At 45.8% G+C, this 24,862-nt stretch carries 20 protein-coding genes; 7 read left to right on the forward strand and 13 right to left on the reverse strand.

What is annotated here, in order from left to right:
- Positions 1-19: 19 nt before the first annotated feature.
- From ACSR9A_RS27810 to ACSR9A_RS27820, 3 genes are all read right to left on the reverse strand, one after another.
- A complete protein-coding gene (locus tag ACSR9A_RS27810) occupies positions 20-889 on the reverse strand; it encodes a carbohydrate ABC transporter permease (RefSeq protein ID WP_473761358.1) in 870 nt (289 codons plus the stop codon).
- 20 nt (positions 890-909) lie between these two features.
- The gene (locus ACSR9A_RS27815) at positions 910-1,821 is read right to left on the reverse strand and encodes an ABC transporter permease (RefSeq protein WP_473761360.1); all 912 of its coding nucleotides are present in this window, start codon (positions 1,819-1,821) and stop codon (positions 910-912) included.
- Positions 1,822-1,906: 85 nt separating this feature from the next.
- Complete coding sequence (locus ACSR9A_RS27820) at positions 1,907-3,553, reverse strand: extracellular solute-binding protein (RefSeq protein ID WP_473761362.1); 1,647 nt, start codon at positions 3,551-3,553, stop codon at positions 1,907-1,909.
- A 198-nt stretch (positions 3,554-3,751) separates the two neighbouring features.
- Here ACSR9A_RS27820 and ACSR9A_RS27825 point away from each other — a divergent pair, with 198 nt between their 5' ends.
- Together ACSR9A_RS27825 and ACSR9A_RS27830 are read left to right on the forward strand one after the other, a co-directional pair.
- Positions 3,752-5,815, forward strand: a complete 2,064-nt coding sequence (locus tag ACSR9A_RS27825) for a beta-galactosidase (RefSeq protein WP_473761364.1) — start codon at positions 3,752-3,754, stop codon at positions 5,813-5,815.
- Positions 5,808-7,232 carry an alpha-L-fucosidase gene (locus ACSR9A_RS27830; protein WP_473761366.1) on the forward strand — a complete coding sequence of 475 codons (1,425 nt, stop codon included), beginning with the start codon at positions 5,808-5,810 and terminating at the stop codon, positions 7,230-7,232. Before ACSR9A_RS27825 ends, ACSR9A_RS27830 begins: the two co-directional genes overlap by 8 nt.
- A gap of 132 nt (positions 7,233-7,364) precedes the next feature.
- On the opposite strand, the gene ACSR9A_RS27835 is transcribed toward ACSR9A_RS27830, so the two are convergent.
- The 5 genes from ACSR9A_RS27835 to ACSR9A_RS27855 form a co-directional block, all read right to left on the reverse strand.
- Positions 7,365-7,937 (reverse strand): hypothetical protein, encoded by a 573-nt coding sequence (locus ACSR9A_RS27835; RefSeq protein ID WP_473761368.1) that lies wholly within the window; start codon positions 7,935-7,937, stop codon positions 7,365-7,367.
- Entirely contained in the window at positions 7,918-8,415 is a 498-nt protein-coding gene (locus ACSR9A_RS27840; protein WP_473761370.1) for an RNA polymerase sigma factor, read from the reverse strand. The genes ACSR9A_RS27835 and ACSR9A_RS27840 overlap by 20 nt, the downstream gene beginning before the upstream one ends.
- A 255-nt stretch (positions 8,416-8,670) precedes the next feature.
- Entirely contained in the window at positions 8,671-9,111 is a 441-nt protein-coding gene (locus ACSR9A_RS27845) for a hypothetical protein (RefSeq protein WP_473761372.1), read from the reverse strand.
- A gap of 268 nt (positions 9,112-9,379) precedes the next feature.
- Positions 9,380-10,099, reverse strand: a complete 720-nt coding sequence (locus ACSR9A_RS27850) for an SDR family NAD(P)-dependent oxidoreductase (protein WP_341280771.1) — start codon at positions 10,097-10,099, stop codon at positions 9,380-9,382.
- Positions 10,100-10,538: 439 nt separating this feature from the next.
- Positions 10,539-10,733 carry a hypothetical protein gene (locus ACSR9A_RS27855; RefSeq protein ID WP_473761374.1) on the reverse strand — a complete coding sequence of 65 codons (195 nt, stop codon included), beginning with the start codon at positions 10,731-10,733 and terminating at the stop codon, positions 10,539-10,541.
- A 423-nt stretch (positions 10,734-11,156) separates the two neighbouring features.
- Here ACSR9A_RS27855 and ACSR9A_RS27860 point away from each other — a divergent pair, with 423 nt between their 5' ends.
- The 3 genes from ACSR9A_RS27860 (at position 11,157) to ACSR9A_RS27870 (ending at position 13,419) form a co-directional block, all read left to right on the forward strand.
- Positions 11,157-11,435 (forward strand): DUF2564 family protein, encoded by a 279-nt coding sequence (locus tag ACSR9A_RS27860; RefSeq protein ID WP_473761376.1) that lies wholly within the window; start codon positions 11,157-11,159, stop codon positions 11,433-11,435.
- Positions 11,436-11,646: 211 nt separating this feature from the next.
- Positions 11,647-12,021 (forward strand): BlaI/MecI/CopY family transcriptional regulator, encoded by a 375-nt coding sequence (locus ACSR9A_RS27865; protein WP_473761378.1) that lies wholly within the window; start codon positions 11,647-11,649, stop codon positions 12,019-12,021.
- A gap of 9 nt (positions 12,022-12,030) precedes the next feature.
- Positions 12,031-13,419 (forward strand): M56 family metallopeptidase, encoded by a 1,389-nt coding sequence (locus ACSR9A_RS27870; protein ID WP_473761380.1) that lies wholly within the window; start codon positions 12,031-12,033, stop codon positions 13,417-13,419.
- A 259-nt stretch (positions 13,420-13,678) separates the two neighbouring features.
- Here the strand turns inward: ACSR9A_RS27870 and ACSR9A_RS27875 are convergent, their stop codons facing one another.
- The 3 genes from ACSR9A_RS27875 to ACSR9A_RS27885 form a co-directional block, all read right to left on the reverse strand.
- Positions 13,679-14,710 (reverse strand): ABC transporter substrate-binding protein, encoded by a 1,032-nt coding sequence (locus ACSR9A_RS27875; RefSeq protein ID WP_473761382.1) that lies wholly within the window; start codon positions 14,708-14,710, stop codon positions 13,679-13,681.
- A 138-nt stretch (positions 14,711-14,848) separates the two neighbouring features.
- On the reverse strand, positions 14,849-15,730 hold the full coding sequence (locus ACSR9A_RS27880) for a helix-turn-helix transcriptional regulator (RefSeq protein ID WP_473761384.1): 882 nt from the start codon (positions 15,728-15,730) through the stop codon (positions 14,849-14,851).
- 18 nt (positions 15,731-15,748) lie between these two features.
- The gene (locus tag ACSR9A_RS27885) at positions 15,749-16,603 is read right to left on the reverse strand and encodes an alpha/beta fold hydrolase (protein ID WP_473761386.1); all 855 of its coding nucleotides are present in this window, start codon (positions 16,601-16,603) and stop codon (positions 15,749-15,751) included.
- A 302-nt stretch (positions 16,604-16,905) separates the two neighbouring features.
- Here ACSR9A_RS27885 and ACSR9A_RS27890 point away from each other — a divergent pair, with 302 nt between their 5' ends.
- Positions 16,906-19,014: a methyl-accepting chemotaxis protein gene (locus ACSR9A_RS27890; protein ID WP_473761388.1), complete on the forward strand. Its 2,109-nt coding sequence runs from the start codon at positions 16,906-16,908 to the stop codon at positions 19,012-19,014.
- Positions 19,015-19,156: 142 nt separating this feature from the next.
- Here the strand turns inward: ACSR9A_RS27890 and ACSR9A_RS27895 are convergent, their stop codons facing one another.
- Positions 19,157-21,199, reverse strand: a complete 2,043-nt coding sequence (locus ACSR9A_RS27895; protein WP_473761390.1) for a helix-turn-helix domain-containing protein — start codon at positions 21,197-21,199, stop codon at positions 19,157-19,159.
- 222 nt (positions 21,200-21,421) lie between these two features.
- Complete coding sequence (locus ACSR9A_RS27900) at positions 21,422-24,133, reverse strand: YDG domain-containing protein (protein WP_473761392.1); 2,712 nt, start codon at positions 24,131-24,133, stop codon at positions 21,422-21,424.
- 441 nt (positions 24,134-24,574) lie between these two features.
- Here ACSR9A_RS27900 and ACSR9A_RS27905 point away from each other — a divergent pair, with 441 nt between their 5' ends.
- Positions 24,575-24,814, forward strand: a complete 240-nt coding sequence (locus tag ACSR9A_RS27905) for a hypothetical protein (protein WP_473761394.1) — start codon at positions 24,575-24,577, stop codon at positions 24,812-24,814.
- Positions 24,815-24,862 lie beyond the last annotated feature (48 nt).

The following is a 24,862-nucleotide window of genomic DNA, read 5'->3' on the forward strand; positions in this document are numbered from 1 at the left end:
TCCCAAGTTTTTGCCCATTCTATTCCTTAACTGCTCCCATCGTCAACCCTTGAACGAAAAACCTTTGCAGAAATGGATAGACTAACAGGATCGGAAGCGCTCCAATCAATATCTGGGCAGATCGCACCGTTCTTTCCGACAGAATCTGCAGCTGCCCGGGATCTATATTCGTATTCCTCATGTCACCGCTTTGTATAATCGTCTGCAGAAATGTCGCAAGCGGATATTGCCGGTAATCGGTCATATAAATCAATCCGTCAAACCATGAATTCCAGTGCCATACCATCGAAAACAACGATAAGGTAGCTAAGGAAGGAAGCGATAAAGGTAGATAGATCGCGGTCAACGATCTCATATAGCCAGCTCCGTCTATTAAAGCCGCTTCTTCAAGCTCTTTCGGAATGGCTCGAAAAAATTGCATCATAAGAATCGTATTAAACACGTTAACGGCTGCCGGAAGGATAAGGGCCCCTAGCGTATTAGTCAAATGCAGTTGCGTAACTACCAAATAGCTCGGAATCAAGCCGCCGTTAAACAGCATCGTAAATACGAAAAACCACGAATAAAATCCTCTGCCGTAAAATGAACGCGATAGCGTATAGGCCGCTGTAACGGTCAATGCCATGGACAACAAGGTGCCGCTGACTGTTCTTTCCGCCGATATGATTAGGGAACGCAAAAATAAAGGATTTGATAGCGTCCTCAAGTAAGCTTCACCCGTAAATCCAACCGGCCAGAAATACACCTGGTTGGCCGTTGCAGCCGAGCTCGAGCTTAAAGATACGGCTGCAACATGAACCAGCGGCAAAATACATAAAACGGATATCACTGTCAGAAGCAATGTATTGAATATAGTAAACCATCGATAAGCGATTGTGTCTCGATACATAGAATCAGCCTGCCTTTACTTTAAAAAATGCGATAATTGCCAAACCGGTAGGCAAGTCGGTACGCAGCAACGATCAGGATGAAGCTCACTACCGATTTGAACAAGCCGACGGCTGTCGCAAAACTGAACGATCCATTCATAAGCCCTACCCTGTAAACAAAGGTATCAATAATATCTCCTTCGCGGTAAACGAGCGGATTGTACAGATTGAAGATTTGGTCGAAGCCCGCGTTAAGGATATTGCCTAGCGCCAACGTTCCTACAACCAGTATAACGGGCACAAGCGCCGGCAAGGTGACATAGAAGGTTTGCTTGAAGCGGCTTGCTCCATCCATTTCAGCCGCTTCGTACAATGACATATTAATGCCGCTCATGGCCGCAAGATAGATAATCGTGGAAAAGCCGAATTCCTTCCACACATCGCTGACCACGACCGTTATCCGAAACCAAGTGCCGTCGCCGAGAAAGAACACAGAACCTGCTCCCAGCAGGGATAATAGCTGATTCACAATCCCTTTATTGCCTAAGATATCCGTCAAGATACCGCCCAATATAACCCAAGACAAGAAATGAGGAAGATAAACGAACGTCTGTACAAACCTTTTGAACATCATGACGCGAACCTCATTCAGAAGCAAGGCGAACACGATAGGCACCACAGTATTAGCTCCAATTTTAAGCGAAGCGATTAATAGCGTGTTATAAATCACTTGTATGCTGTCGGGATACGTAAACATATACTGAAAATGCTCTAAGCCAACCCATGGCGAATTCAGAAGGCCAAGGCGAGGCTTGTAGTCCTGAAAAGCCATCAGTAGCCCAGCCATAGGCGCGTAATTAAATACAAGCAAGCAGATTACAGATGGCAGTATGAGCAAATGAAGAGGAAGCTGGCGAAAAACCTTCATCCTCCTCTTCTTCCATTCCATCATCCAGACAACTCCTTTTTTGCTAATTTAGAAAATAAAACAGGCCTTTCGTCGATATGCCCCGCAAGGCCTGCCGAAGAAAAATCTTCTATTTGTTAACCGCTTGATACCACTCGTTTACTTCTTTGGTAATATCGTCGCCGCCAGAAGACTTCCACTTACTAACAAAAGCATCGAAAGAGTCTGGAGATTCATTTCCATAAATAATCTTCAGGAAGGCTTCATTTTCCATTTTGCGAAGCAATTCGCCTTTTTGAGCCATCGTTGCTGTTGGTGGTCCAGTATACCGATCAAAAATAGCGGCGTCGTCGAGATACGTTTGCAATACTGCAGCAGCTTCCGCCCATTTCTTCGGTCTGGCTGAGAAATACTTCTCATAAGGCGTTTCTGGCGCAATCCCTTGACCTAGCTTGGCCATGACCTCAAGCTCTTTTTTGGGCGTTTGGATATCGTTTCCGTAAATCGAATACTTCTTCACATCGATCCAGCCACCTGGAATTTGATCCTGATCATAAACGGGCTCTCCGTCTTTCAGGACATAATCGTAGCCCTCCGCCCAACCGTTAGCGAATTCCGAATCAGGATCGTAGAAGCCTGGTCCCATAATAGCGTCCAAATAATTGAAAAATGCTTCCATATACTTAAAGTCCTTGTTGAAATAGAATCGGACTGAGGATTGCGGTTCGCTGCCGAACCCCATCTTCCCGTCAATACCTGCTGGTATCGGTACTGGCTTATAATCAAACTTCATATCGGCGTTGAATGGATAAGTCGCCATCCATGTTGGTCCGAACACCATGCCGGATTTGCCCTGTACAAAGCTTTCCGCTGCCTTGGCTTCATCCATAACCCCTGCATCTTTATCTAGATAACCTTTGCTCATCCACTCGCTAAGCTTGGTCAGCCCCTCCTTCACTGTCGGCTGCACGGACCCGTACTGCAGCGTCCCGTCTGCCGCCTCCGTCCAGTAGGTTGGGATAGCTGCTTGTCCAAATAAGAAATCACTGGATACCATATACGTATCCTTCACGGCTGTAACGCCTTTTTTAAGGGAAAGAGACAACCCGATGGTGTCCTTTTGCCCGTTGCCATCAGGATCTTGATTAACGAATGCATCCATGACAGTTTCCATCTCTTCAATGGTTTTTGGCACCTGCAGTCCCAATTTATCCAGCCAATCCTGACGAATCCACATGACGCTGAAGGAACTGACAGCATTGAAGGTAGGAAGACCATAATGTTTGCCATCGTAGCTTACCGTATTCCAGATTTCAGGATATTGAGCGTAAAGCTCCTTGATTCGCGGCGAAGCATATTTATCGAAGGCTTCATCAATGTCCATAACTTTGCCGGAATCGACCACCTGATTCTCAAGCGTCGGATCACTCAATGTGAAGACATCCGGCAGTTTGTCGTTGGAGTTAAGCAGCAGACGGAGTCTTGTGGAATAGGCCTCGCCAGTTCCGACGGTCCAATCCACCTTAAAGTTAATGCCGAACTTCTCTTTAGCCCACTTGGTGTGAACATTGTTTTCTATGCTCTCTCCATTTTTAAATTTGTTATCGGAGCCTACAACACGACCTAATGAAATCGTAGCCTCTTGTTGACCTGCATTCTCTGTTTCCCCTTGTGCATTTTTCTCTGAATTGGATGTTTGGCTGCAGCCAACAGCAGTTAAAAGCGTTAATCCGGCTACAAGCGCAATAGACGCTTGCTTCACAAATCTTTTTCTCATTCTGTGACCTCCTTGTATATGATTGATGTTTAGTATATCGCTGACTTCATGAATGCATAAATAACAATAAAACGATATTTATATAAATATATTGGTCGTTCATTTTGATTTTCATATTCTTATATATTAGCATTCATTTTTTATATTTCTTATTTGGAATACAGCATTTAATATGGTCTGTATATTTAATTATTTTATATGGCGGTGATCAGCTTGTTATTTGCAGGAACGAATTACCATCCTCACGATTGGCCCCGCGAGCGATGGAAGCACGATATTGAAATGATGAAAAAGGCCTCCTTCAATATTGTCCGACTGGGGCACCTATGCTGGGACAGCTATGAGCCGTCTGAGGGGAACTTTACATTTGAGTGGTTCGATGAAGTAATGGATCTTTTTCACGAGGCTGGTATAGAGGTTGTTCTTGATATTGCTACCCGCCCCGCTCCCACATGGCTGCACAAAAAATATCCCGAGATCGACCGCACAGATACAAACGGCAATCGATTAGAAGCGCAAACGCGATATATGGAAGATATCGGCCATCCTGCTTTTCAAGAGTATGCCTACAAATTCGCGGAAAAACTAGTGTGCCGCTACCGAAACCATCCTGCCCTTTACGCCTTTGGTTTGTGCAATGAGCTCGGCTCGGGTGCGCCTTCCTATTCCAGTGCCGCCAGAGACCGCTTTGAAGCTTGGCTTAAGGAGAAATATAAAACCATAGACAACTTGAACCAAGCATGGACGACTCATCGCTGGTCTCGAAAGCTGAATAGCTTTCACGATGTTGTACTGCCGATTTCGGGTCAAATACAAGGTGCTCCGGAACGGGTAATCGACATGTGGCGTTTTTATTCCGATGAAACTTTGGCGTATATGCATGGTTTAAGCCTTCTCGTCAAACGATTGGCCCCACATGCCAGAGAGTCTACCAACCATTGGTCTGAAAATCCCGGATACGGGTTCGATTATTTGAAGCAGTATCAAGATATGATTGACTTGCCAGGAATCGGTTTTTATCCGGGCACTAATCCAGAAGACAGAAAAGCTTTGACAGCCGCTTGCTTCTTTATGGATCATCGTATCGGAGAGCTTGATAAACCCATTTGGTGCCTCGAATTCCAAACCGGTGACTTTGGAGGTTACGGTTCGCCGCGCAATGCAATGAGAATGTACGCCTATCTCTCTTTAGTATATAGAGGTCAAGCGGTCTGTGCGTGGACCTGGCGTACAATGTTAGGGGGAGAGGAGCAGTATGTATTCGGTCTAGTGGACCATGACGGAACTCCAGGCTGGAAGTACGACGAGTTCAAACAAATCGCTGAGGAATTCAACCTTTTGAAGGAACTAGGCCTTCCCAGAAGGACGAAGCCGGAGATCGCCATTGCTTATTCCTACGAAAGCTTGAAGGTGATGGCAGGCAACCGCAGCTATTACAAAATGGAGTATACCGAGCAAGTGCTGCAAGCCTATGAGACACTTATGCTGGCTAATCTTGACTGTAATATTGTAAATTTGCGCCAGCTGCAAAACGATTATAAAATTCTGATCGTGCCGGGACATGCCGTGATGGATAAAGCATCGGCGGCAGCCATTCGCTCCTTCGTAGAAGGCGGTGGAACCGTTGTAATGACGGCATATTCAGCGAAGGTCAATGAGCACAACCGCGTATTCGACACACCGCTTCCGGGAGAGCTTAGTGATGTATTTGGCATTCGCAGCGGAGCATTCTCGAGAACCAGAAGTCATACGCCTATCGAAAATGCTGGCGGACTGGAGAAGACGGAGCTTCGCTTAGAGCGTGAGAAACCGATTATTTCACTCGGAGGGCGTGAGCTGCAGCCTGATATCGACTATTATGAAATCCTTGAGGCTCATACGGCTGAGACAGTAGCAACTTTTACCAATACATGGGATAAGTCGCCCGCAGTGACACGGAACAAATACGGCAAGGGAGAAGCCATTTATGTCGCCATTCCCGCCAATACGAGCTTCCTTACAGCGCTTCTGGACCCCTTGTATTCAGCGCTTGGCATACAGAAAGGGCCGTCTACTCCATCAGGAATTATTGCACGCGAACTGGAAAACGGCTCCGTTATCTATGTGAACACCACCGGCACTGAGCAAACGATAGAGCTCGATAGGCCAGCATCTGGCTTCCTTACTGGCAGTCGCTTCGAGCGCTCACTGACTTTAAGCAGCTATGACGTAGAACTACTGATGTATGAATCGACAATCAAAGGGGAGCGTACCAATGAGTGAACGAATCAGAAATGCTGCACAAATCATACCGTCAGCACGACAGGTGGCCTGGCAGGAGCTGGAGTTCTATTCCTTTATCCACTTCGGCGTTAACACATTTACGGATATGGAATGGGGACTGGGTGACGAGGATCCAGCAATCTTCAACCCGCTAGAATTTAGCGCGAAGCAATGGGTAGAAGTCTGTAAATCGGCTGGAATGAAGGGCTTGATCCTGACTTGCAAGCATCATGACGGATTCTGCCTTTGGCCGAGCGCCTATACGGAGTATTCGGTTAAGAACAGTCCATGGCGCGGCGGGAATGGCGACCTTGTGCAGGAGGTAGCGGATGCTTGCCGTGAAGGAGGGATTGCATTCGGCGTATATTTATCCCCCTGGGATCGTCACGATCAACGGTACGGCTCCTCTTTCTACAACGACTATTTGAAAAATCAGCTGCGCGAGCTGCTGACCAATTATGGCGACATCTTCTGTGTATGGTTTGACGGAGCTTGCGGCGAGGGGCCCAATGGATTAAAACAAGTTTACGATTGGGATGGCTATTACGAGGTGATTCGTGAATTGCAGCCAGGCGCAGTCATATCCGTATGCGGTCCTGATGTTCGTTGGTGCGGCAATGAGGCGGGCCATACTCGCGATTCCGAGTGGAGTGTCGTTCCAGCAGAGCTTCAGGATTGCGAGAAAATTCAAGAAGAGTCGCAGCATGTTGACGATGGCAAGTTTTCCAAGCGAACGAACTCAAGAGACGAGAATTTAGGCAGCAGAGAAGCCATTCAAGGGAAAGATAAGCTCACATGGTATCCGGCTGAAGTAAATACCTCGATTCGGCCAGGTTGGTTCTACCACGCCGGTGAGGATGACAAGGTTAGAAATCTGGAAGAGCTCTTGGATATCTACTATAAATCGGTTGGTGGAAATTCGACCTTTCTTCTGAACCTTCCTCCCGACGGGCGCGGACTCATACATGAAAATGATGCGAGGCAAATGGCTGAGCTCGGACAAATGATCAGGTCCACGTTCCAGCATAATCTTGCCGCGAATGCAAATGCTGCGGCGACGGAAGCATTGGACGAGAACCACGATGCCAATCGGATTTTAGATGGTGACAAAAATACGTATTGGTGTCCCAAAGAAGGCACTGAGCATGCCGTGATCGAAATCGATTTGAATGTCGAACAAGCATTTGACAGAATCGTGCTCAAAGAACATATCCAATCCGGTCAACGGATCGAAAAATTCCGTATGGAGTACCTGCATGACGGTTCTTGGGAGCAATTCTGTGAATGCACGATTGTCGGCTACAAGCGCATACTTAAATTTCCAGCAGTAACGGCAAGACACATCCGCCTAACTATTGAAGAATCGCGCTGGTGTCCTACCATTTCTGCACTGGAGGTTTATCTCAGCCCGCTCTGAGTTTCACCATAATTTCGACAACACATCGACAAACACAAATAGGCCGCAGTCACTCGTAAGAGGGTGACTGTTGGCCTTCTTTGTGCAACGGTAAACTTCAAAACCATCTGCGTTACGCTCCAGGTATCTATCTTATTTCTGCGGAGCCATGTTATTGTAGATGCGTGCTGCATTCACTTTTCCTGTGCTTACATCCTCTGTCGTAAATCCAGATACGATATTGCCGACTTTAAACTCCTTTTGCAGCAGCTCTTCAGACGGCTCGGCTGCCGTTGGCCCTTCGATGCCCATTCCAGTTTCTGAGGTTACGGTTACCCATAAGTCACCAACCTTAAAGCTTTTTCCATCTGTGCTCACTTCCGTAATCTCACCCTCGATATTGACAACCGCTTTGCCACTCGTAGGAGGCTTCGTTGCAACAGCAGCCGACTCCGGTGTTGTATTTGGCACATTTGTTGTATTTGGTGTATCCTGATTCATCGCGAAGATGCCTACCGATAATACTGCACATGCTGCAATACCAACTGTCCAACCTGTTAACGTTCTTTTTTTAGCTTTTTCCATTTTAAACGACTCCTTTTGATTGCTGCTATTTGGTTGTGCTGTCTTTTCCATTTCCGACATCAGCTTCTGATAGGTTGCCTCTTTAAAATTCTCACTTGTTTTCACACGGGACATCGCGGATTTATAAACAGAGTTCTTCATCCTCCAGGCCTCCAATCTTGTCTTTTAAGATAAGACGTCCTCTCGCGAGCCATGTTCCTACCGTTGCCGACTTAGTCTGCATGATATCTGCAATTTCCTTGATGGAATATCCCTCATAGTAGTGCAGATGAATTGGAATTCGATACTTCTTGTCCAAGGCCAGTACAGCCTGCAAAATCCCATTTTCTTCTGGTGGGAGATAGCTAAGATCTTCGGGAACAGGATTTCTGCTTTTGAACCATCCGGTTTTCAGCATATTTTTACTTTTATTAATGGTTAATCGAATCAACCACGCTTTTTCGTGTTCACTGTTTTCAAACACAGGGCGCTTCTGCAAATAGGTGAGAAATACCTCTTGGGTCACTTCTTCTGCATCAGCTATATTTTTCAGGTACGTAAAGGCTATTTTAATCAAGCTGTGTGAATATAGATCCAAGGCCCGCCGTACAGATTCATTGAGCTCATATGAATTGTACACCTCAGCACCCCCTTTCACTTTTAATACAACTGAGAGTTCTAATATTTTTCATTGCGTCTAATTTTTTTTAGCATGTAATGATTTCCACTAAAATATCCGTTTCATTCAAAGGGTGAGAACAAAGCCATGGGCCTCTCATAACTGCCCCCTACATTGCAATATTAAACATGTGCCGATTACAGTAGCTATAAGACGAAATTAAAAAAGGCACCTGCTCGGGCGCCTTTTTGGTTCTATTCCCACTTACATCACCTTCTAGTGCCACCGCTCCCCGCGCTTCTTCACGTAGTTCGTCAACACATACCGCCAAGGAATAATGAAAGGAAAAATCACGACCAACAAACAGGCTGAGGCCGTCTCCCATGTTGACTCATCCATTTGGCCAGCTGTCCATAATGGCAGTGCAACAACGATCAGCCAAATGGACTTCCACCCCAATTCCCACAGCAGCAAGGGCAGCATCTGCAGCGGATAGCGCAGTCCCAGTATGGATAAAACCGAAAAGGAAGTCAGCATGCAGGCAACCACTCCATCCATTAGCTCCCACGACTTCTCCTGATGAATGATCTGATCGATCACTGCTGGCCATTGCACAATACCGAGCCCCACAACAACGAGAAGGTACAGCGCCCTCAACAAGTAAAGACGAAACAAGGATACCTCGTTTATTTCTGTGATTTTTTTGATCGAATTCATTCTTATTCCCCCTCTATTCAATATAAATTGGCTATTCAGTCAGTCAGAATTTTAAATCTATTTCTGATAAAGAAGGTATGAGCTTGCTGATTCTTTTGCCCACAGTTTTTTTGTAATAATTAAAAATGATCTACAACAACTGTTCTATTTAAATAGTACACTAGGACAATAGGACTCGTCAATAAATATAAAAAAAGCAGCCTGCATGTGTCCAGACTGCGCTAAGAGGCTAATTCCCTCTTCATATGTATTTTGTATCGAATCATAATTAGGTGTTCATATCCGTTAAAGCTGGGATATTGATTTCTTTCACACACGATGCCTTGGACAGACTGACTACGCATTTCACTAGAGCAACGATATCCTGAAGTGGAATTCGTGTCCCATTATAGGCGGATAGTGCCCGCTCACTTCCTTCTTCATAAGGAATTTCAGCTGCCAGCTCACCCGGGTTGATACAAGTAACGGCAATACCGTCACTTCTTGTATGCTCTCTGAGAGCTTCTGTAATGCCACGAATGGCAAATTTGGACGCGACAAAAGAGACCTGCGTGCTGTTTGAATTGTTCAGACCGGCGGTTGAACCGATGAGAATAATTTTACCAGCTGTCGATTGCCGGATATGGGGTAATACTGCCTGAATGCATACAATGGCCGAAGTGATATTTACATGAATCAACTGACTTATATCCGCTGGCTCATCTTTATCAAACGTATAATGATCTTCAAAACCTTCCTTTTCCCAAAGCCCCACATTGTAAATGAGAACGTCCACTGTTTCGTTTTGCAGCTTATCCGTGACGAGTGCAGCGGCGTGCAGCTCAGACAAATCAGCCTGTATCCATATCCGCTCTACACCATCATTCAAGTCCAAACTTTCAGGCTTGCTTCGCGAAACGACCCATACTTTATCTCCTTGCTCAGGAACTCCTCTGACGAATGCATCTCCTAATCCTTTGCTGGCACCGAATACAAGATAGGTTTTCATGTTGAATACCCCCTCTTTCCCTATAAAATAAAGAATATCTATTTAAATCATGCTAGTATTCTATGATCCTGTCAATTCTTAAGCAATGATGAAGCTGAATAAATGGGCAAAGGGAGAAAATCTGCTTACCGAATCGACATTCCTACTCAGAGTTCCACAAGATAACCAATATTTGCTTCGTGGCTGACTTTCAGACATCATCTACGTGGTGGCTCTCTACCCAGAAATCTTTGTTTGAACTCACACAAACAGCGCTTAATCCTCCAGTTAAGGACGATCAAGCGCATATATTGGCACCTCTTCAAATTCAAAAAACTAGATCTTAAAGTAAAAGTCTGTTGTTTTTATCTTTTCAATTAGGAGTACACCAAACTGGACCTACCCATGGTTGGTGCACATAGTACCCGTTGTTATTCCAATTACAAATTTCAATTTCCATTTATTCCTCAACAAAATCACACCTGTTTTTTATTTTTATCTCGTAAAGAAAATACCCTATTAACAAAGAGATAACAGCAATTAATATTGCAAATATTTTCTTCACAAATATCATTTCGCCAAAAACATTTCCGAAAGAATCTAACAATAAAAATATAGCTACGATGAAAAGTGTTATTTTAATTGTTTTATTCAAAATTGCTCCCCCTACTACTTTTTTTTGTACTATTGTACAAAGTACCGTAATCCGACTTCCTCCACATGTTTTCTCTTACAAATCACCCTTCTTTTCAACGGGGATAAGTATACAAAAGTAATTTAATTTAAATTTTACCTTTTTTAGAACTCGAAAGAAATAGCTCTATCGAATCAATTCAATTATCAAAATTGTATGCTTTCAATACTTACAGTCAGTTCTACGGTTTTTTCTTAGAGTAAAGAGCGTGCGCTTTTAAACTTGCGTAAATTGTACCTTGAGTCAGCTATTTAGCTACCGGCTTTATTATATTTTCAGCTCATATGTCTGTTCGTTAGCTGCAATCCATGCATATTTTCTTGGATATTTTACAAAACTATAGTGTGGACAACATGACCTAATCGAGAGGGGGAAAAAGTACACTTGGCTAAGCACACAGACACAAGCTGGAAAAATGATCATCCAAGCACTTTGCTCAGTAACTCTGTCCAAAAGGCAAATCATGCGGTGAAGCAAGCGATGTCTTATCCGGGAGAGCAAACAGCTCAGCAAGCATACGATTCAATAGCACATGCAGAAAATGCGCTAGATAATGCAGAGCAACATCACGAACACATGGACACCGTCCAGCAAAATAAAGAGCAGCTAGAGCTTTTGGAGCATCAATTGGACGAACTACAAGAAAATAGGAAAGATCGGTAATCATAAGAATAAAAATAACCTCCTTACGTTGTACATAACGAAGGGAGGTTATTTTTATTGCACACTCTGACCAATAAGCAAGTTAACTTGAGGGCGTCAAACCCATCCGCTAACTTGACAACCTACTACAAATTGTAGTAGGTTTTAGTTACTACATCATGTAGTAACTAAGCTCGTTATGGACGCATAACGAAGTAAAGAGGTGTTCACAGTGAACCAGATCCAAAAGTTGTCGGATACGGAATTAGAGCTAATGGAGGTGATTTGGGAGTGCACCCCGCCAGTCACATCTACTGAGCTTCTAAGCTTGTTTGCTCTAAAAGGAAAGGAATGGAAGGCACAGACCATTTCTACTTTCCTCTCGCGCCTAGTCGAGAAAGGGGCGCTGACTACTACAAGACATGGACGGATCAATAAATACGAGCCGCTTATTTCGGCCGAGAATTACAGGCTAATAGGGACGCAGCACGTCTTGGATGGCTTATATCAAGGCTCCGTAAAGAATATGGTTTCGGCTTTGTACGATGGTGATAAGCTATCCGACGAGGATATCGCGGAACTTAAAAAATGGCTGTCGGAAAAGTAGGTGCTGCATATGAATAACCTTTTTGCATTGATGTCCAGCCTAACCGTAGCTGGAACTGTCGTTGTCACATTTATTTGGTTAACACAGCACCTATCCACCGCGATTTGGCCTACGAAGTGGCGGTACGTCATTAACAAAATGGCGGTAGGCTTGTATTTATTACCCATCGTTCTTATCATTCAGTGGATTTCGCGAATAGTTCCATTCCGTACGCCAAACGATCCCAGCATGAATGAATCTGCTTCGAGCGTACAGCATGCCCAGCCCGGAGCATTATTGAGCTTCAAGCCTGAGCCGCTCTTTCCAGAATGGACAATTTCAACAAATGCGGCTTTTTTTGTAATAGCCATATGGGCAATCGGAGTTTTAGCTTTTGCAGCCTGGCAAACTTATTGTTACCGTAGATTTTTAAAGCAGCTGGCAAATACGAGCACAGCCGTCCCATTAAACAGCGAGGCGGTTAACCAGCTTTACCTGATGAAGCAGGCGCTTGGAATTAAAAGCAACGTCCGGCTTGCTTATAGCTCCTCTATTCAGAGTCCCATTCTTGTTGGCCTTTGGAAGCCTGTCATTTATCTCCCTATGGAGAGTACCGCAAGCGTAGACATGAGCATGATCATCCGTCATGAGCTGATTCATCTGAAACGCAAAGATTTATGGGTTAAAGTGTGTATTCTAGGAGCCAGCGCCCTGCATTGGTTTAACCCTTTTGTTCATTTTCTTCGTAAGGACATTCATACATGGAGCGAGCTATCCTGCGATGAAGAAGTGGTCAAAGGCATGTCCCAGGCCGAGCGAATACGTTACGGGCAAACGATTTTAAACGTAATTTCAGAATCAAGAAATATCCCCGTGCAGCTTGGCGCCTCTTTATCCGGTGATGGAAAACAATTAAAAAGGAGATTATCCCTGATGCTAAATGTTAAGAACCTGAGCAAGAAAACCATTTTTCTATCTGTTTCAACCGTATTTGCGGTAGCTTTAATCAGTACATCCGCTGCGGTATGGGCATCAGGCAATACGCCCCAGGTAGCTGAGGCTAAAGCGGCCAGCGCTCAAAATCAAACGGCCAACTCATCAGCGGAACCCGTTCCCGTGCCTTCCACCGCTCCATCTGAGGCAGCTAGTAATAATCAACCGGGCGTAACGGAAGCCGTTCCCGTGCCTTCCACAGATCTATCTGAGGCAGCTAGTGATATTCAACCGAGCGTAACGGAAGCCGTTCCCGTGCCTTCCACCGATCCGTCTGAGTCGGATAGTGATATTCAACCGAGCGTAACGGAAGCCGTTCCCGTGCCTTCCACCGATCCGTCTGAGTCGGATAGTGATATTCAACCGAGCGTAACGGAAGCCGTTCCCGTGCCTTCCACAGATCCAGCTGAGGCAGAAGTTAAATAGTCATTATTTAGTCGTATGCTTATTGTGAAGGGATCGTCCCAATAGTGATTAATTCTGTGGTGTACATCCCCAATGAGCTAGACAGGAATCGTTTCATGAAGAAAGCGCAGGTCCTTGGGCAGAATTAACCCAAGACCTGCGCTTTTGGCCTCTTAGAAGCTCTCTTAAGTTAATCGTGAACAAGATACAGCCCCTCCTCCCCCTCTAGACTAAGAAAAAGCTTCCCCCAAAGGAGGAAGCCTATTCAATGATTCAGGATTTACTTGTCGAGCGCCTCGACTACCGTGTCAATGCCATAGCTCTGGCCAATCGGGCCGTAGCCCATGCCTAGCGCACCATTGAACCCATACACTTGACCGCTTTCGACAGCTTTCAGCTTCTTCCATACCTCGCTCTTCTCCCACTCGTCTGAGACAGCAGCCATTGAAGGATTATTATAGTTAAAATAACCGAGGAACAGATGGTCCGGATTCAGCTCGGCCAGTCCTTCCAGCGACATCTCTACGCCTTGCTCCATAACGGAGTCATCCGGTGCCTTAAGGTCGAGTCCCTTCTCGTAATATGGCGTCAACGTTTTTGTTCCACCCAAGTAGGCTACCTTATCCCGAATTTGCAGAAATGCCACGTTGCCTTCTACATCGGCCAGCTTTTCCTTGGCGTCCTTGATTTTGTTCTCGAATCCAGCGATGAAATCGGTCGCCACATCCTCTTGACCCAAAATTTCGCCAAACTTCGTGACGAGCGCCGGCCAGTTGGTCCACACGTCGGTCTGAGCCTCGTCGACGACAACCGTCGTCGCAATTTTCTCCAGTTGATCGGTTACTTCAGCGTTAATTGCGTTCCCGGCAATAATGAGATCTGGCGCATACTCCAGCAGACTCTCCATGTTAACCGTCGTGTTCTCGCCTACAACTAATAATTCGTCAATCTTGTCTACATAAGGCTTGTAGTTGTCCGATTCCAGCGAGGAGCTCTCCTTCGTAAACGGCAATGCGAGTCCCACGGTCTTCAGATCGAAGAGCAGAATTGATTCTATGTAGCCCCAGTGAACCACCGCGATGCGCTCTGGCTGCTTCTCAATGACAATGCTTCCGTTGGCGGCCTCGATGGTGCGCGGAAATGCCGCTGACTTTTCCTGCTCGCTGACGGCACTCGGTGATGGGCTTGGTGAAGGGCTTGGCGCCCCTCCATTATTCGATCCCGCATGGCCAGAGCAAGCACTCAAGAACAAAATCAGGCTCAGCAATCCAACGATTACGGGATAACTTGTTTTTCTCGAATTCCAATACATGACTAACATCCTCTTTTCTGTTACCTTTACCGATAACAATTCTCATTCACTATTAAAACAGTACCATCATAAGCACTGGATGAGAATGGAGAGATTCCCGCTCAAGGGATGGACGATTTCCACGGCAGGCATTTCGCGTCAGCGTTCAAGCTCCCTGCTGCTCAGTACAACCTGGCTGGGGGCGATTCCTTTATATTTTTTAAACAATCTGCTGAAATAATACGGGTCTACGTATCCAACGCTGCGAGCAACGGCGGATACTGAGAATTGCTTTGTCTGCAGCCACTCCTGCGCTTTGTTCATCCGGTAGTGAATCAGGTAGTCGATGGGTCCCATCCCCGTATACTTAGTGAATAGATGCGAGAAATACTTGGACTTCAGCTTGTATCGCTCGGCTAGCGCCGCAAGCGTAATGGGCTCCATGAAATGCGCTTGGATATACAGGATAGCATCCTCAATTACCGGATAGCTTTCCTTATTCTGGCCATGCCGCTCCGATTGCAATAGGTTGGCAACGACCTGATAGAAGATCGACTTCTTCTCCAGCAAGTTCATGAAATCGGGGAAGGAATCTGCCTCAATCAGTGCGTCAACGAGCCGAAGAAGATCGGGCGAAAGCGCAGCCTCCAGCACGACAATATCCTGTGGCTGTCTCGCTGGTGCTGCTCCAGCCGGACTCCCATTCAATTCGATAAATTCGTTAGCTTTGACATGGATAGAATCAATGGGTAAATAATGAGCCAAACAATACCGAAATCCTTGTTCACCGGAGAGAATCTCAAGCTGCCTACCCGCGCCGCCGATCAGTACCTTGCCCGGTACTAGCAGATAACGCTCCTTGTCATCGAATATAAACTCCGCTTCCCCATCCAGCGCAATAATGACAGCACACTTTGTCGTCGGCTTGTCCACATGGCCACCGTAGATCCGGTTCGCTTCAAGCCGCGTTCGGTATACACCGTACAGCCTAAGCGGCGTATCAGCAAAATATTGAGCCAACTCCTCGTAAGCGTAACCCACTGTTGGCAACCTCCCAGCTTATTCAATCATCCGTTTTATCTCGTCTACAATTAGACGAGGCTCTGTGTACATAATCATGTGCCCGGAATGCGGAGCCTCAATCAAACGGCCTCTCGCTAATGCAGCGACCGTCTGTCGATGGGCTTCATGAAGCGCAGGCCGAAACTTTTGCTCCATACGAGACATTTGAGTGCCAGAGATGACGGACACCTCTATGGCCTCCAATTTAAGCGGATGCTCCCTAAGCGCTCTTAAGTCCTCAAGGAACGGCGCTCCTTCAGCTAACATCGTTCTAGCTGCCTGCAGAGTGAAGTCCTCCTTGTAGTGTTCCTTATATACATCCTTAGGTAGGAGCCTGCCAGGCCTGCTCCCCATTAGCCGATACAGACCCGTTCTTGCAAGAAGCGGAATCACCTTATTCATTCTTGCGTAATGCTTCACTGTCGATTGTTCAAAATATAGCCCACAATGCTCGTCCGATGGATCGACCAGAACAAGCCCATGTATGTGTGCTGGATTCATCGCAGCTGCCGTGCGAATAATCGGTCCGCCCCAGCTATGCCCGACGAGGATAAATGGGCCTGTTCCCAAATGGTTCAACAAGCAAGCCAGATCTTCCGTTATTCTAGCCAGCGTCCTTGGCGCCCCGTCCGGCTGGCTCCTTCCGGTGCCCGCGCGGTCGTAGACGACGGCTCGCGCATATTTTGCAACTAGCGGCTGTACAAGCCCCCAAGTGGAGCGGGACAAGCCCATGCCTGATTCGAATACGACGGTAAATTCGCCTGCTCCGTTCTCCATATAATGCAGCTGGCGCCCGTCCGTGGTCTGAATATAATGGCTGTCTCCAAACGTGTGAGTTCTCGTGTCCAGCATTGTCTTTTTCCGCCCATCAATTAAGAATGATTATCAATCATATTTTACGCGAAGGGAGAAGAATGAACAAGCACCGTTGCTGATGCTGCCGGCACCCAGACCGCTTTTGCAGGACTTGCATACGTAAGAAACATCAGCTAAATAATTTGGGCCACACTTTTTATCTTTACCTAACACTTCCCCTCTATGATCAAATCAAACCCCATTTTTCGACATAGAATCAACGAAAGGCTTCAGCATTCCCTAATCAATAATGATAAATTGTTAATTTATGTAAAATAAATCATCTTAGGAGTGACGTCATGAGAAGATTACGGAATTTATCCTTGCTGATTAAGCTAGTATCGGTGATAGGGCTCGTGCTGCTCCTTGTGTTCAGCGCGCTAATCACAGTCAATCTAACTCAACTGAAAAAAGTCAGTTCAGCCAAAGGAGAGCTGGAAGCCCAGAATGCCGGCAAAGCGTTCGCTGTTATGCTGGAGAATCAGCTGACATCCGTCCATTCAACACTTGGCGCTTTGTCGGACACCTTGCTTGAGGCAAGAGAAAATAGGAGCATGTCGCGCGCAGATATCGTTTCTCTGTTGACCCGTATGCTGGAGCAGCGTCCGGAGCTTCTTAGCTTCTATACCTTATGGGAACCGAATGCCTTCGACAACAAAGACGCGGAATCTGTTTCATTGACGGACTACGATGACAAGACGGGGCGCTTCTTGCCTTGGATTGTTCGCAGTGGAGGCGCAGTTGTCGCAAAACCGAACGTAGACTACGAAAGTCCGGGGCTAGGCGATTATTATTACATACCTAAACAGACGAAAAAAATGGTCTATATGGAGCCTTACGCCTGGGAAATAGACGGACAGACTGTACAATTAATGTCGATCATCATGCCGATTGTGGATGAGAAGGGCGAATTTCTGGCCATTATCGGAGCCGATATTTCCTTAGATCATTTGCAGACGGAAGCCGCTAGCTATAAACCACTCGGTGGCCATGTTGCGCTCGTAACCGGAAACGGCAACTATGTTGCCAATCCTGATAACCCCGATTCGCTCGGCCAGCCATTCGGCGATAGCAAGCAAAATGAAAGGCTTTGGCAGCAGGTACAGGAAGAAGAAGCATTGAAGGGCTATACTCCGAATTCCCAAGGACTGAATATATTACGTTCATTTGAGCCGATCCAGCTGCCGGGAGGCAATGCTTCATGGTACGCCGTAACATCGGTTAAGGAAGATATTATTTTCTCAACCTATGCCCACAACCGTATGATTTCGATTTTGATGGCCAGCTTTGCGATGCTTATGATCGGTTTGCTTGTGACGCTCCTTCTCCGCTATATTGTGCTGCGCCACATTCGTGCGCTAGTCGGGAAGCTGCAAATAATGGCAGAAGGCGACTTAACGCAAAAGCTGGAAGTGAAATCTGGCGACGAGTTTGGACAATTAGCGCAGCATTTCAATGTAATGACGGACAAGCTGAGAGACATGTTCCAGATGGTTGCCGATTTGACAATGTCTATCGGCGCGACGTCAGAGCAATTGACGGCGAGTGCGGAGCAAACGAGCCAAGCATCGGAAGCCATCGCCGCATCGATGCAAGATACCGCTGAAGGAGCGCAGACCCAAAATACTCATGCTGAACACACCACGACAGTAATGTCGGAAATGGCTCTTGGCGTGCTGAGGATCTCCAAATCATCCGCGCAAGTGTCTGAATCGGCAAGCGGAGTAGCGGAGCAAACGGCCGACGGCAGCAACCGTATCCTCCAAGCTGTCAACCAGATGGGGCAAGCGCAGCTTGCCGTGACTGATACGGAGCGCGCGATTGGGCGGCTTAGCCAGCGGTCAGAAGAGATTGGCAACATAATCGGCATCATCACAAGCATCAGTTCGCAAACGAACCTGCTCGCACTGAATGCCTCCATCGAGGCTGCCCGTGTCGGTGAACAAGGAAAGGGGTTCGCTGTCGTTGCCTCAGAGGTGCGCAAGCTTGCCGAACAGACGCAGTATGCGGCTGAACAGGTCAGAGGACTGATTGAAGGAGTTAGACATGATACTGCAGAGGCCGCCGCAGCAATGGCCAAAGGCAGCTTGGAAGTCGAAGCGGGGGTGAAATCTGTAGCAGAAAGCGGCAAGTTATTCGAAGCAATCACATCAGAAATGACCGACGTCAACAGTCAAATTCAAGAGGTATCCGCTTCGGTCCAGCAAATATCGGCAAGCGCCGAACAGATCACTACGACGACTGCGCAGCTGGCTCACATCGCACAGGAGACATCAGGCAATGCCCATAGCGTCGCCGCTGCCTCTGAAGAACAGCTTGCCTCTATGGAGGAGATCGCCTCTTCCGCCGATGCGCTAAGCCATATGGTTCAAGAATTACTCGACAAAATGGCCCAATTTAAAATATAACCTGAGCGGTCGTTTCAGCAGGCAGAACCATTCACCCGAAGTGAAAGCATTTTTTTCCAGCAGAAAAACCCACCTTTAGGCTGAAGCAGCCCAGGTGGGTTTTATGGCTCCCATGCACCATCGCTTCTTTATCGAATGAGGGCTACTTCTGTGCAATCGGCAGCTCTAACAAGGCATCGACAAAAGTATCTAACGAGACTATTCGGCTTGCATAGTCATAATCATTTAGAGTGTCACCAATTGGATAAAACATAATATTCTTTTCTCGTACTGCCGGAATCGTATTCCATATGCTAACGGAAGAAAGCTTAGCTTCCAGGCCTTCTATAGTTGGATCAAAATTCGAATAGGCGATAATCCCAGCATCGGTCAAGTATTGATCAATAACCTCTAATGAAATGGGCGAATAATAGCCCTCCGATTTCGGATTCCCTCTGTTAAAAAACTCTTTTTCAATGCTTTCAGGCGCATGCATCCCTAGATCCTCGTAGATAATTCCCCTCGTTTTATCACCTTGCAAGCCTGGGGTACCGTCCTCCACTCCTTGCAAAAACGCAATTTTCTTATCATAAAGGCCCGCATCAATAAGACGCTGCTTTGCGGCTTCGACTTTAGCCCTATATTGTGCGATCAGTTCACTGGCCCGCTCGGGCATGCCAAACACTTCACCAAAGAAATTCATCCGCTCTTCCAAAGCAGCCATTTCATTATAGAAAATGGTCGGGGCTATTTTACTTAGTTGCTCGATCGAGGAGGATGACCAGGTTGGAGAACCAATAATAAGATCGGGTTCAAGCGCCATAATGGCTTCCAGATCATCTCCCGGAACCACTTTAACAGCTGAGACAAACTGTCCCCATTGCTGTATCCATTCTTCAGGCCGCTCCGATGGATCGCCGTATTTATCAACGCCAACCACGGTCTTGCCGAAAGGTAAAATATCGCCAACATTATTGCCTACCAAATATACAATCCGCTGGGGATCGGCAGGAACCTCAACGTCTCCATGCTCTGTTTTGACAACTCGTGTTTGTGCCGCTGTCTCTGTCTCCTTCGCTTCTGCACTTGACGTTGCTTGAGCTTGCGACTGTGCCGGTGCCGAGCTTGGAGAACTTGTATTCGTTGGTGCAGCCGATGTACATGCTGATAAGAGCAGCATGAGGCTTATGGCCGCCGCTAAAAAAAGTTCCTTGCTTCTCGTCTGTCCAAACATGGATAACTCCCCGTCTCCTGTAATTTTCGCTAGTCTGTCTAGTTCTCTCTCATTGTAGAGATAGTGAGAATTGTTATCAATATCATTTTTGGTAAAGTTATCAATCATTTTTCTTCTATAATCGCTTGGCGTCATTTGAATATATTTTTTAAACATACGGTTCAAATTCAATTCATCTGTAAAACCGCATCCGTTGGCAACCTCTTGAATCGTTACATTCGGTTTTTGCAAATAACGTTTGGCTGCCTCGAGTCTTTTCTCATTCAAATAGGCCTGTAAGCTTTTCTGTTCGCGTTTCCTAAACAATTTACTTAGAAGGCTCCTGCTAATAGGAAGCATTTCCGCCAGTCGTTCAATAGACACCGGTTCGGTATGATTTTGATCCAAGTATTGCTTAACCAGCTCCACATAATCAGGCTCAAAGTAGTGAATATGCCCTTGTTCCAGCTCCTTGTATATTTCATAGATAAGCTGATAGAGCGTAATCTTCGCATAAAAATGATTTTGTGCAGACTCCCGATTCCAGTGTTCATACATGCTCCGGCACTTCTCCATGAAAAAAACGGGATTTTCCGGCGAGAACCCATACACTTGTATAAACGGATTGATTTGCTCTAGCAAGCGATGAAGCTCTCTTTTATAAAATGGGGCCGTTTCGGATTTATACATGACCATGTACATCTCCAAGCTTGTATCGGTAGGATGAATGGATAGTTCCGTCCCTTTCCCCCCATGGAAAATACCAAATCTCCCCGCTTGATAGAAGATACGATCCAATTTTATGCTAGCCGTTCCCCCCTGGGTATAGACGAGCGTACTAGTCGGCAGCTTATAGTTTAACATCGGCTTGTCTGGATGAATCAGCTTGTAGCGAACATCTATTAATGAAATGGAAGAGCGTGACCATAGACGAACAGCCATATCAATCATCTCTTTTGTAAAATGGTTGGTCGATCCCCTATCCCCTTGCATCTGCCTTCACTCCTTGAGTAAGCGTCCTATTTGTATGGTAGTCCAAATGATTATGGTTATCAATACCAAATTAATGACTGGCAGCTAGAGCGACTTTCTCTCCATGACGATCAAATCATTTAAAAAAGCCTCCACCGTCCCATTCGACGGTGAAGGCCTTAGTTGCTTATGCCCTTCCTTTAGGAAGGCTTTTATAGAGTAAATAGTCTTTGCACAGGAATATTATCGTGCAGCAGTAATTTCACCAGTACTTACTGTTTGGGTTGCTGGGGCCATATAATTGAATGCATCAGCTCCTGTAAGTGTATATTCAATCGTTATTACTTTATTCGTTCCTACAGCTGCGTCATTGTAAGTGGCTACAGCATGTAATTGTACGTCATCCCCCATAATCACATTAGTTAGTGCACCTGGTGTTACGTCTGCAACTGCAGTTCCATCATACACTTTAGAAGCTGTTATTGTTGGTGCCGTAATCGTTAATTGTTTTGCAGTAATTGCACCTGTCACTGTAATGCTGGCTGGAGGCGTATAGTTTCCTACCTCTATCGGTGGCCCCAATAGCATATATGACACGGTTATCGACTTATTTGTTCCTACATTTTCATCATCATAAGCTCCAGAAGCTGCTACCGTTACGTCATCCTCCGGACAAATCCCTTCGCCTACACAGGATCCATCTCTAGAACCTGCTGCTACAGCTGCTGCTGACGTTCCATCATACACTTTGGTAGTGGTTATCAGGTCTATGATAATACCTGTATCTACACTGGATTGTACGTATACCGTGTAGTTAGTATTGCTTACAGGGGCCATATAATTCCCATGATCAGCACCAGCTATTGCATAATCCACAGTTAATGGTCTGGCATGATCTGGAGAAGATGTATCATAAACGGCTTCTGCATTCACGGTCACATTTTCGCCCGCAACAACCCCAACTAAAGAACCTGCTGCAACTACTAATGATGTATCTCCATCTTGCGTTTCTACAAGTGTGAATACCGGATCCCCGATCGTCAACTGCGCGTTTGTAATGACTCCTGTATTTACTGTATAGCTTGCAGGCGCCATATAATTGGCTGCATTTGCTCCGCCCAACGTATAAACCACGGTGATTGTTTTGCCTATACCGATTGCTGCGTCATTGTAAGTGGCTACTGCATTCACGGTTACAGTGTCGTCAGCAGCAACTCCGATTAATGAGCCCGCTGTCACAGCTGCTGATGTCGATCCATCATACATTTTTTCTGTTGTCAGCGCTGAATTCGAGACGGTTAACTGTTTGGTACCAATGACTATATCTGATGAAGCAATAGATATGTTGTTCGCATGATCAACGGCATAAACGACATAAGTACCAAATGATAAACCTACTGTGCTAATCATTGAATCTGCGTTGGCTGTTATCGATTGCTTTTTGCCTAACGAGTCCGCAACAGATTGCTCCAGATCTGTAATGGTTTTCGCTGTTGTTGAAGGAACCAGATACAAATAGCCACCTTCATTGCTTCTACCCGATACGTTATCTCCAGCTGAAATTTGACCACTGGTTACATGGGATAGAGTTGGAGCAGTTGTATCCGCTCCTCCAGTCGAAGGTGAAGTCGACGCAGCTGCACTTCCCACTTTATCCAACAGTCTAATTGTGCTTTCAAAAGTCGTACCGTCCTTAGCAACGGAGCTAAACGTCACTTTTTCAATAGTGCCCGTTCCGAGAATCTTAGCTACAGTATCTAAGATAAGGCTAACTATATTGGCATCAGTGCCAAGGTTAAGCGTCGTATCTGTTGCTGTTAACGCTGTGATAAATTCCTTGATAGTGCCCTCAGGGATATCAACCTGAATTTTACTGCCTTTGACCGTTAAGGAATCAAATGTTCCTTTTAAAGTCACCTTCGAACCTGCGGATAATAACTCAGATAAAATAACCTTGCTGAAGCCAGTCCCCGTGGTACCCGATTCTTGAAGCGTGGCGGGGGAAAGAATCGCAGCTTCTCCCACTGTTGTGGAACCCTCCACGACAATACGAACAGGTCCTTTTTTCTTATCAACGATAAGAGAAGTTACGAATGTATGGTTTAGATAGATGGAATTCACGCCGCCACCCTCTACCCGGGTCACACCCCTTATCGTTACATTATTAAGGCGTGCATCGCCTTCTTCAACGCCTTCACTAAATAATAGATTCCCGGTAATGATAATGTTCTGCAAAGTAACGCCCGTCACGCTAATGACTACATCACCTTCAATTGTCTCCGTTCCAGTTGCAGGGCCATAGGTTCCTGCTGAGCTGTAAACGGTTGCTTTGGCATTCACTGCACGGTCTAGGGTAACGACTGCCTCAGCACGAGTAATAGGTTTACTAGGCTTGAAGCTATTGTCCTTCGCATAGCCCTGCAGGATACCTTTAGCTACTGTGGCATCAACCGCTGCTTTCGCCCATGAAGCTATGGAGCCTGAATCGGTAAAGCTTGCTTCCGTACTTGATATATTCGATAGAGCTAGAAGATGATTTACAACAACTGCAACTTCTTGCCTGCTAATAGGTTTATTTACACCGATTGTTCCGTCCACATATCCCTTTATGTAGCCAGCTTTCACAGCTTTGGAAACCTCAGCATATGCCCAACTAGATGATGTTACATCACTAAAGGAAATCGGTGCTGTTTCGGTAAATCCAAATGAACGGTTAATCAAAGCGAAAAACTCTGCTCTTGATATGGTATTGTTCGGTTTAAAGCTGCCATCTTCATAACCCTTAATAAAGCCTTTGTCGATCCAAGCCGTAATTTGTCCTTCTGCCCAGGTTCCCTTGATGTCAGATTCCAAAGACTCTGTTGCACCATAAACGACATTAAACGATGAAAACAACATAACTGTAATCAATAGAGTGCTCAATAGAGTGGTCACAGGCCTTTTAGCATAGTTCATTGATAGTATTCCTCCTATTTGATTACAAAGTATTACTTGTAACAACGTACCATAAAAATCGCAGTTAATATATATTATTTAGAAAGTACCGTAACGAGCGTGCAATCGAATTCTTCCTAATAAATCTTACAGGAATAAAGAAGGCTGACAATTCGGTGCCAAAGCACATCGAAAAGTCAGCCTTTTTATTGTTTTACCTCGCTCAGTTAACTGGCACGTTATCATAATCGCCAAACCTCATCCTGTCAAGAGATCATTGGCAAATGAGCGACATAACTAGGAATCCCCCCTTACTGTGTTGAAATTGGAATGAATTTCAGAGCATGAAGGGCGAAATGGCTTTTTTCATTTTATCCGGTTTCACGTAAAATTTTCTTTAGGTTGATGGGGATATAGAGGATGTAGGGATATGCACACAACGGACAGGAAAGGAAGAATGGCATGAACCGAGTAGACAAAATCAGATTTATCCTTCTTTACAATAAAGCTCCTGAAGCGAACGGTTTCGGGTACATGGAGTTGAATCAGGATGGTCATATGATCGCGCTCTACAATAGCTATGGCGAGGAAATCGATATGAATGGCGGACATGAATTTGTAAGAATACGGATACTTGGAAAATTCGATGACGAGGATCGCGATAACTTCTATTCCTTGTTAGAAAGTGATGGCGTAGGATAATCTGCGTTCCAAGCTGGCGAATCCGTGTCAAGTCAAGACACTATGCAA

The organism is Paenibacillus sp. R-74696 (genome assembly GCF_055814915.1).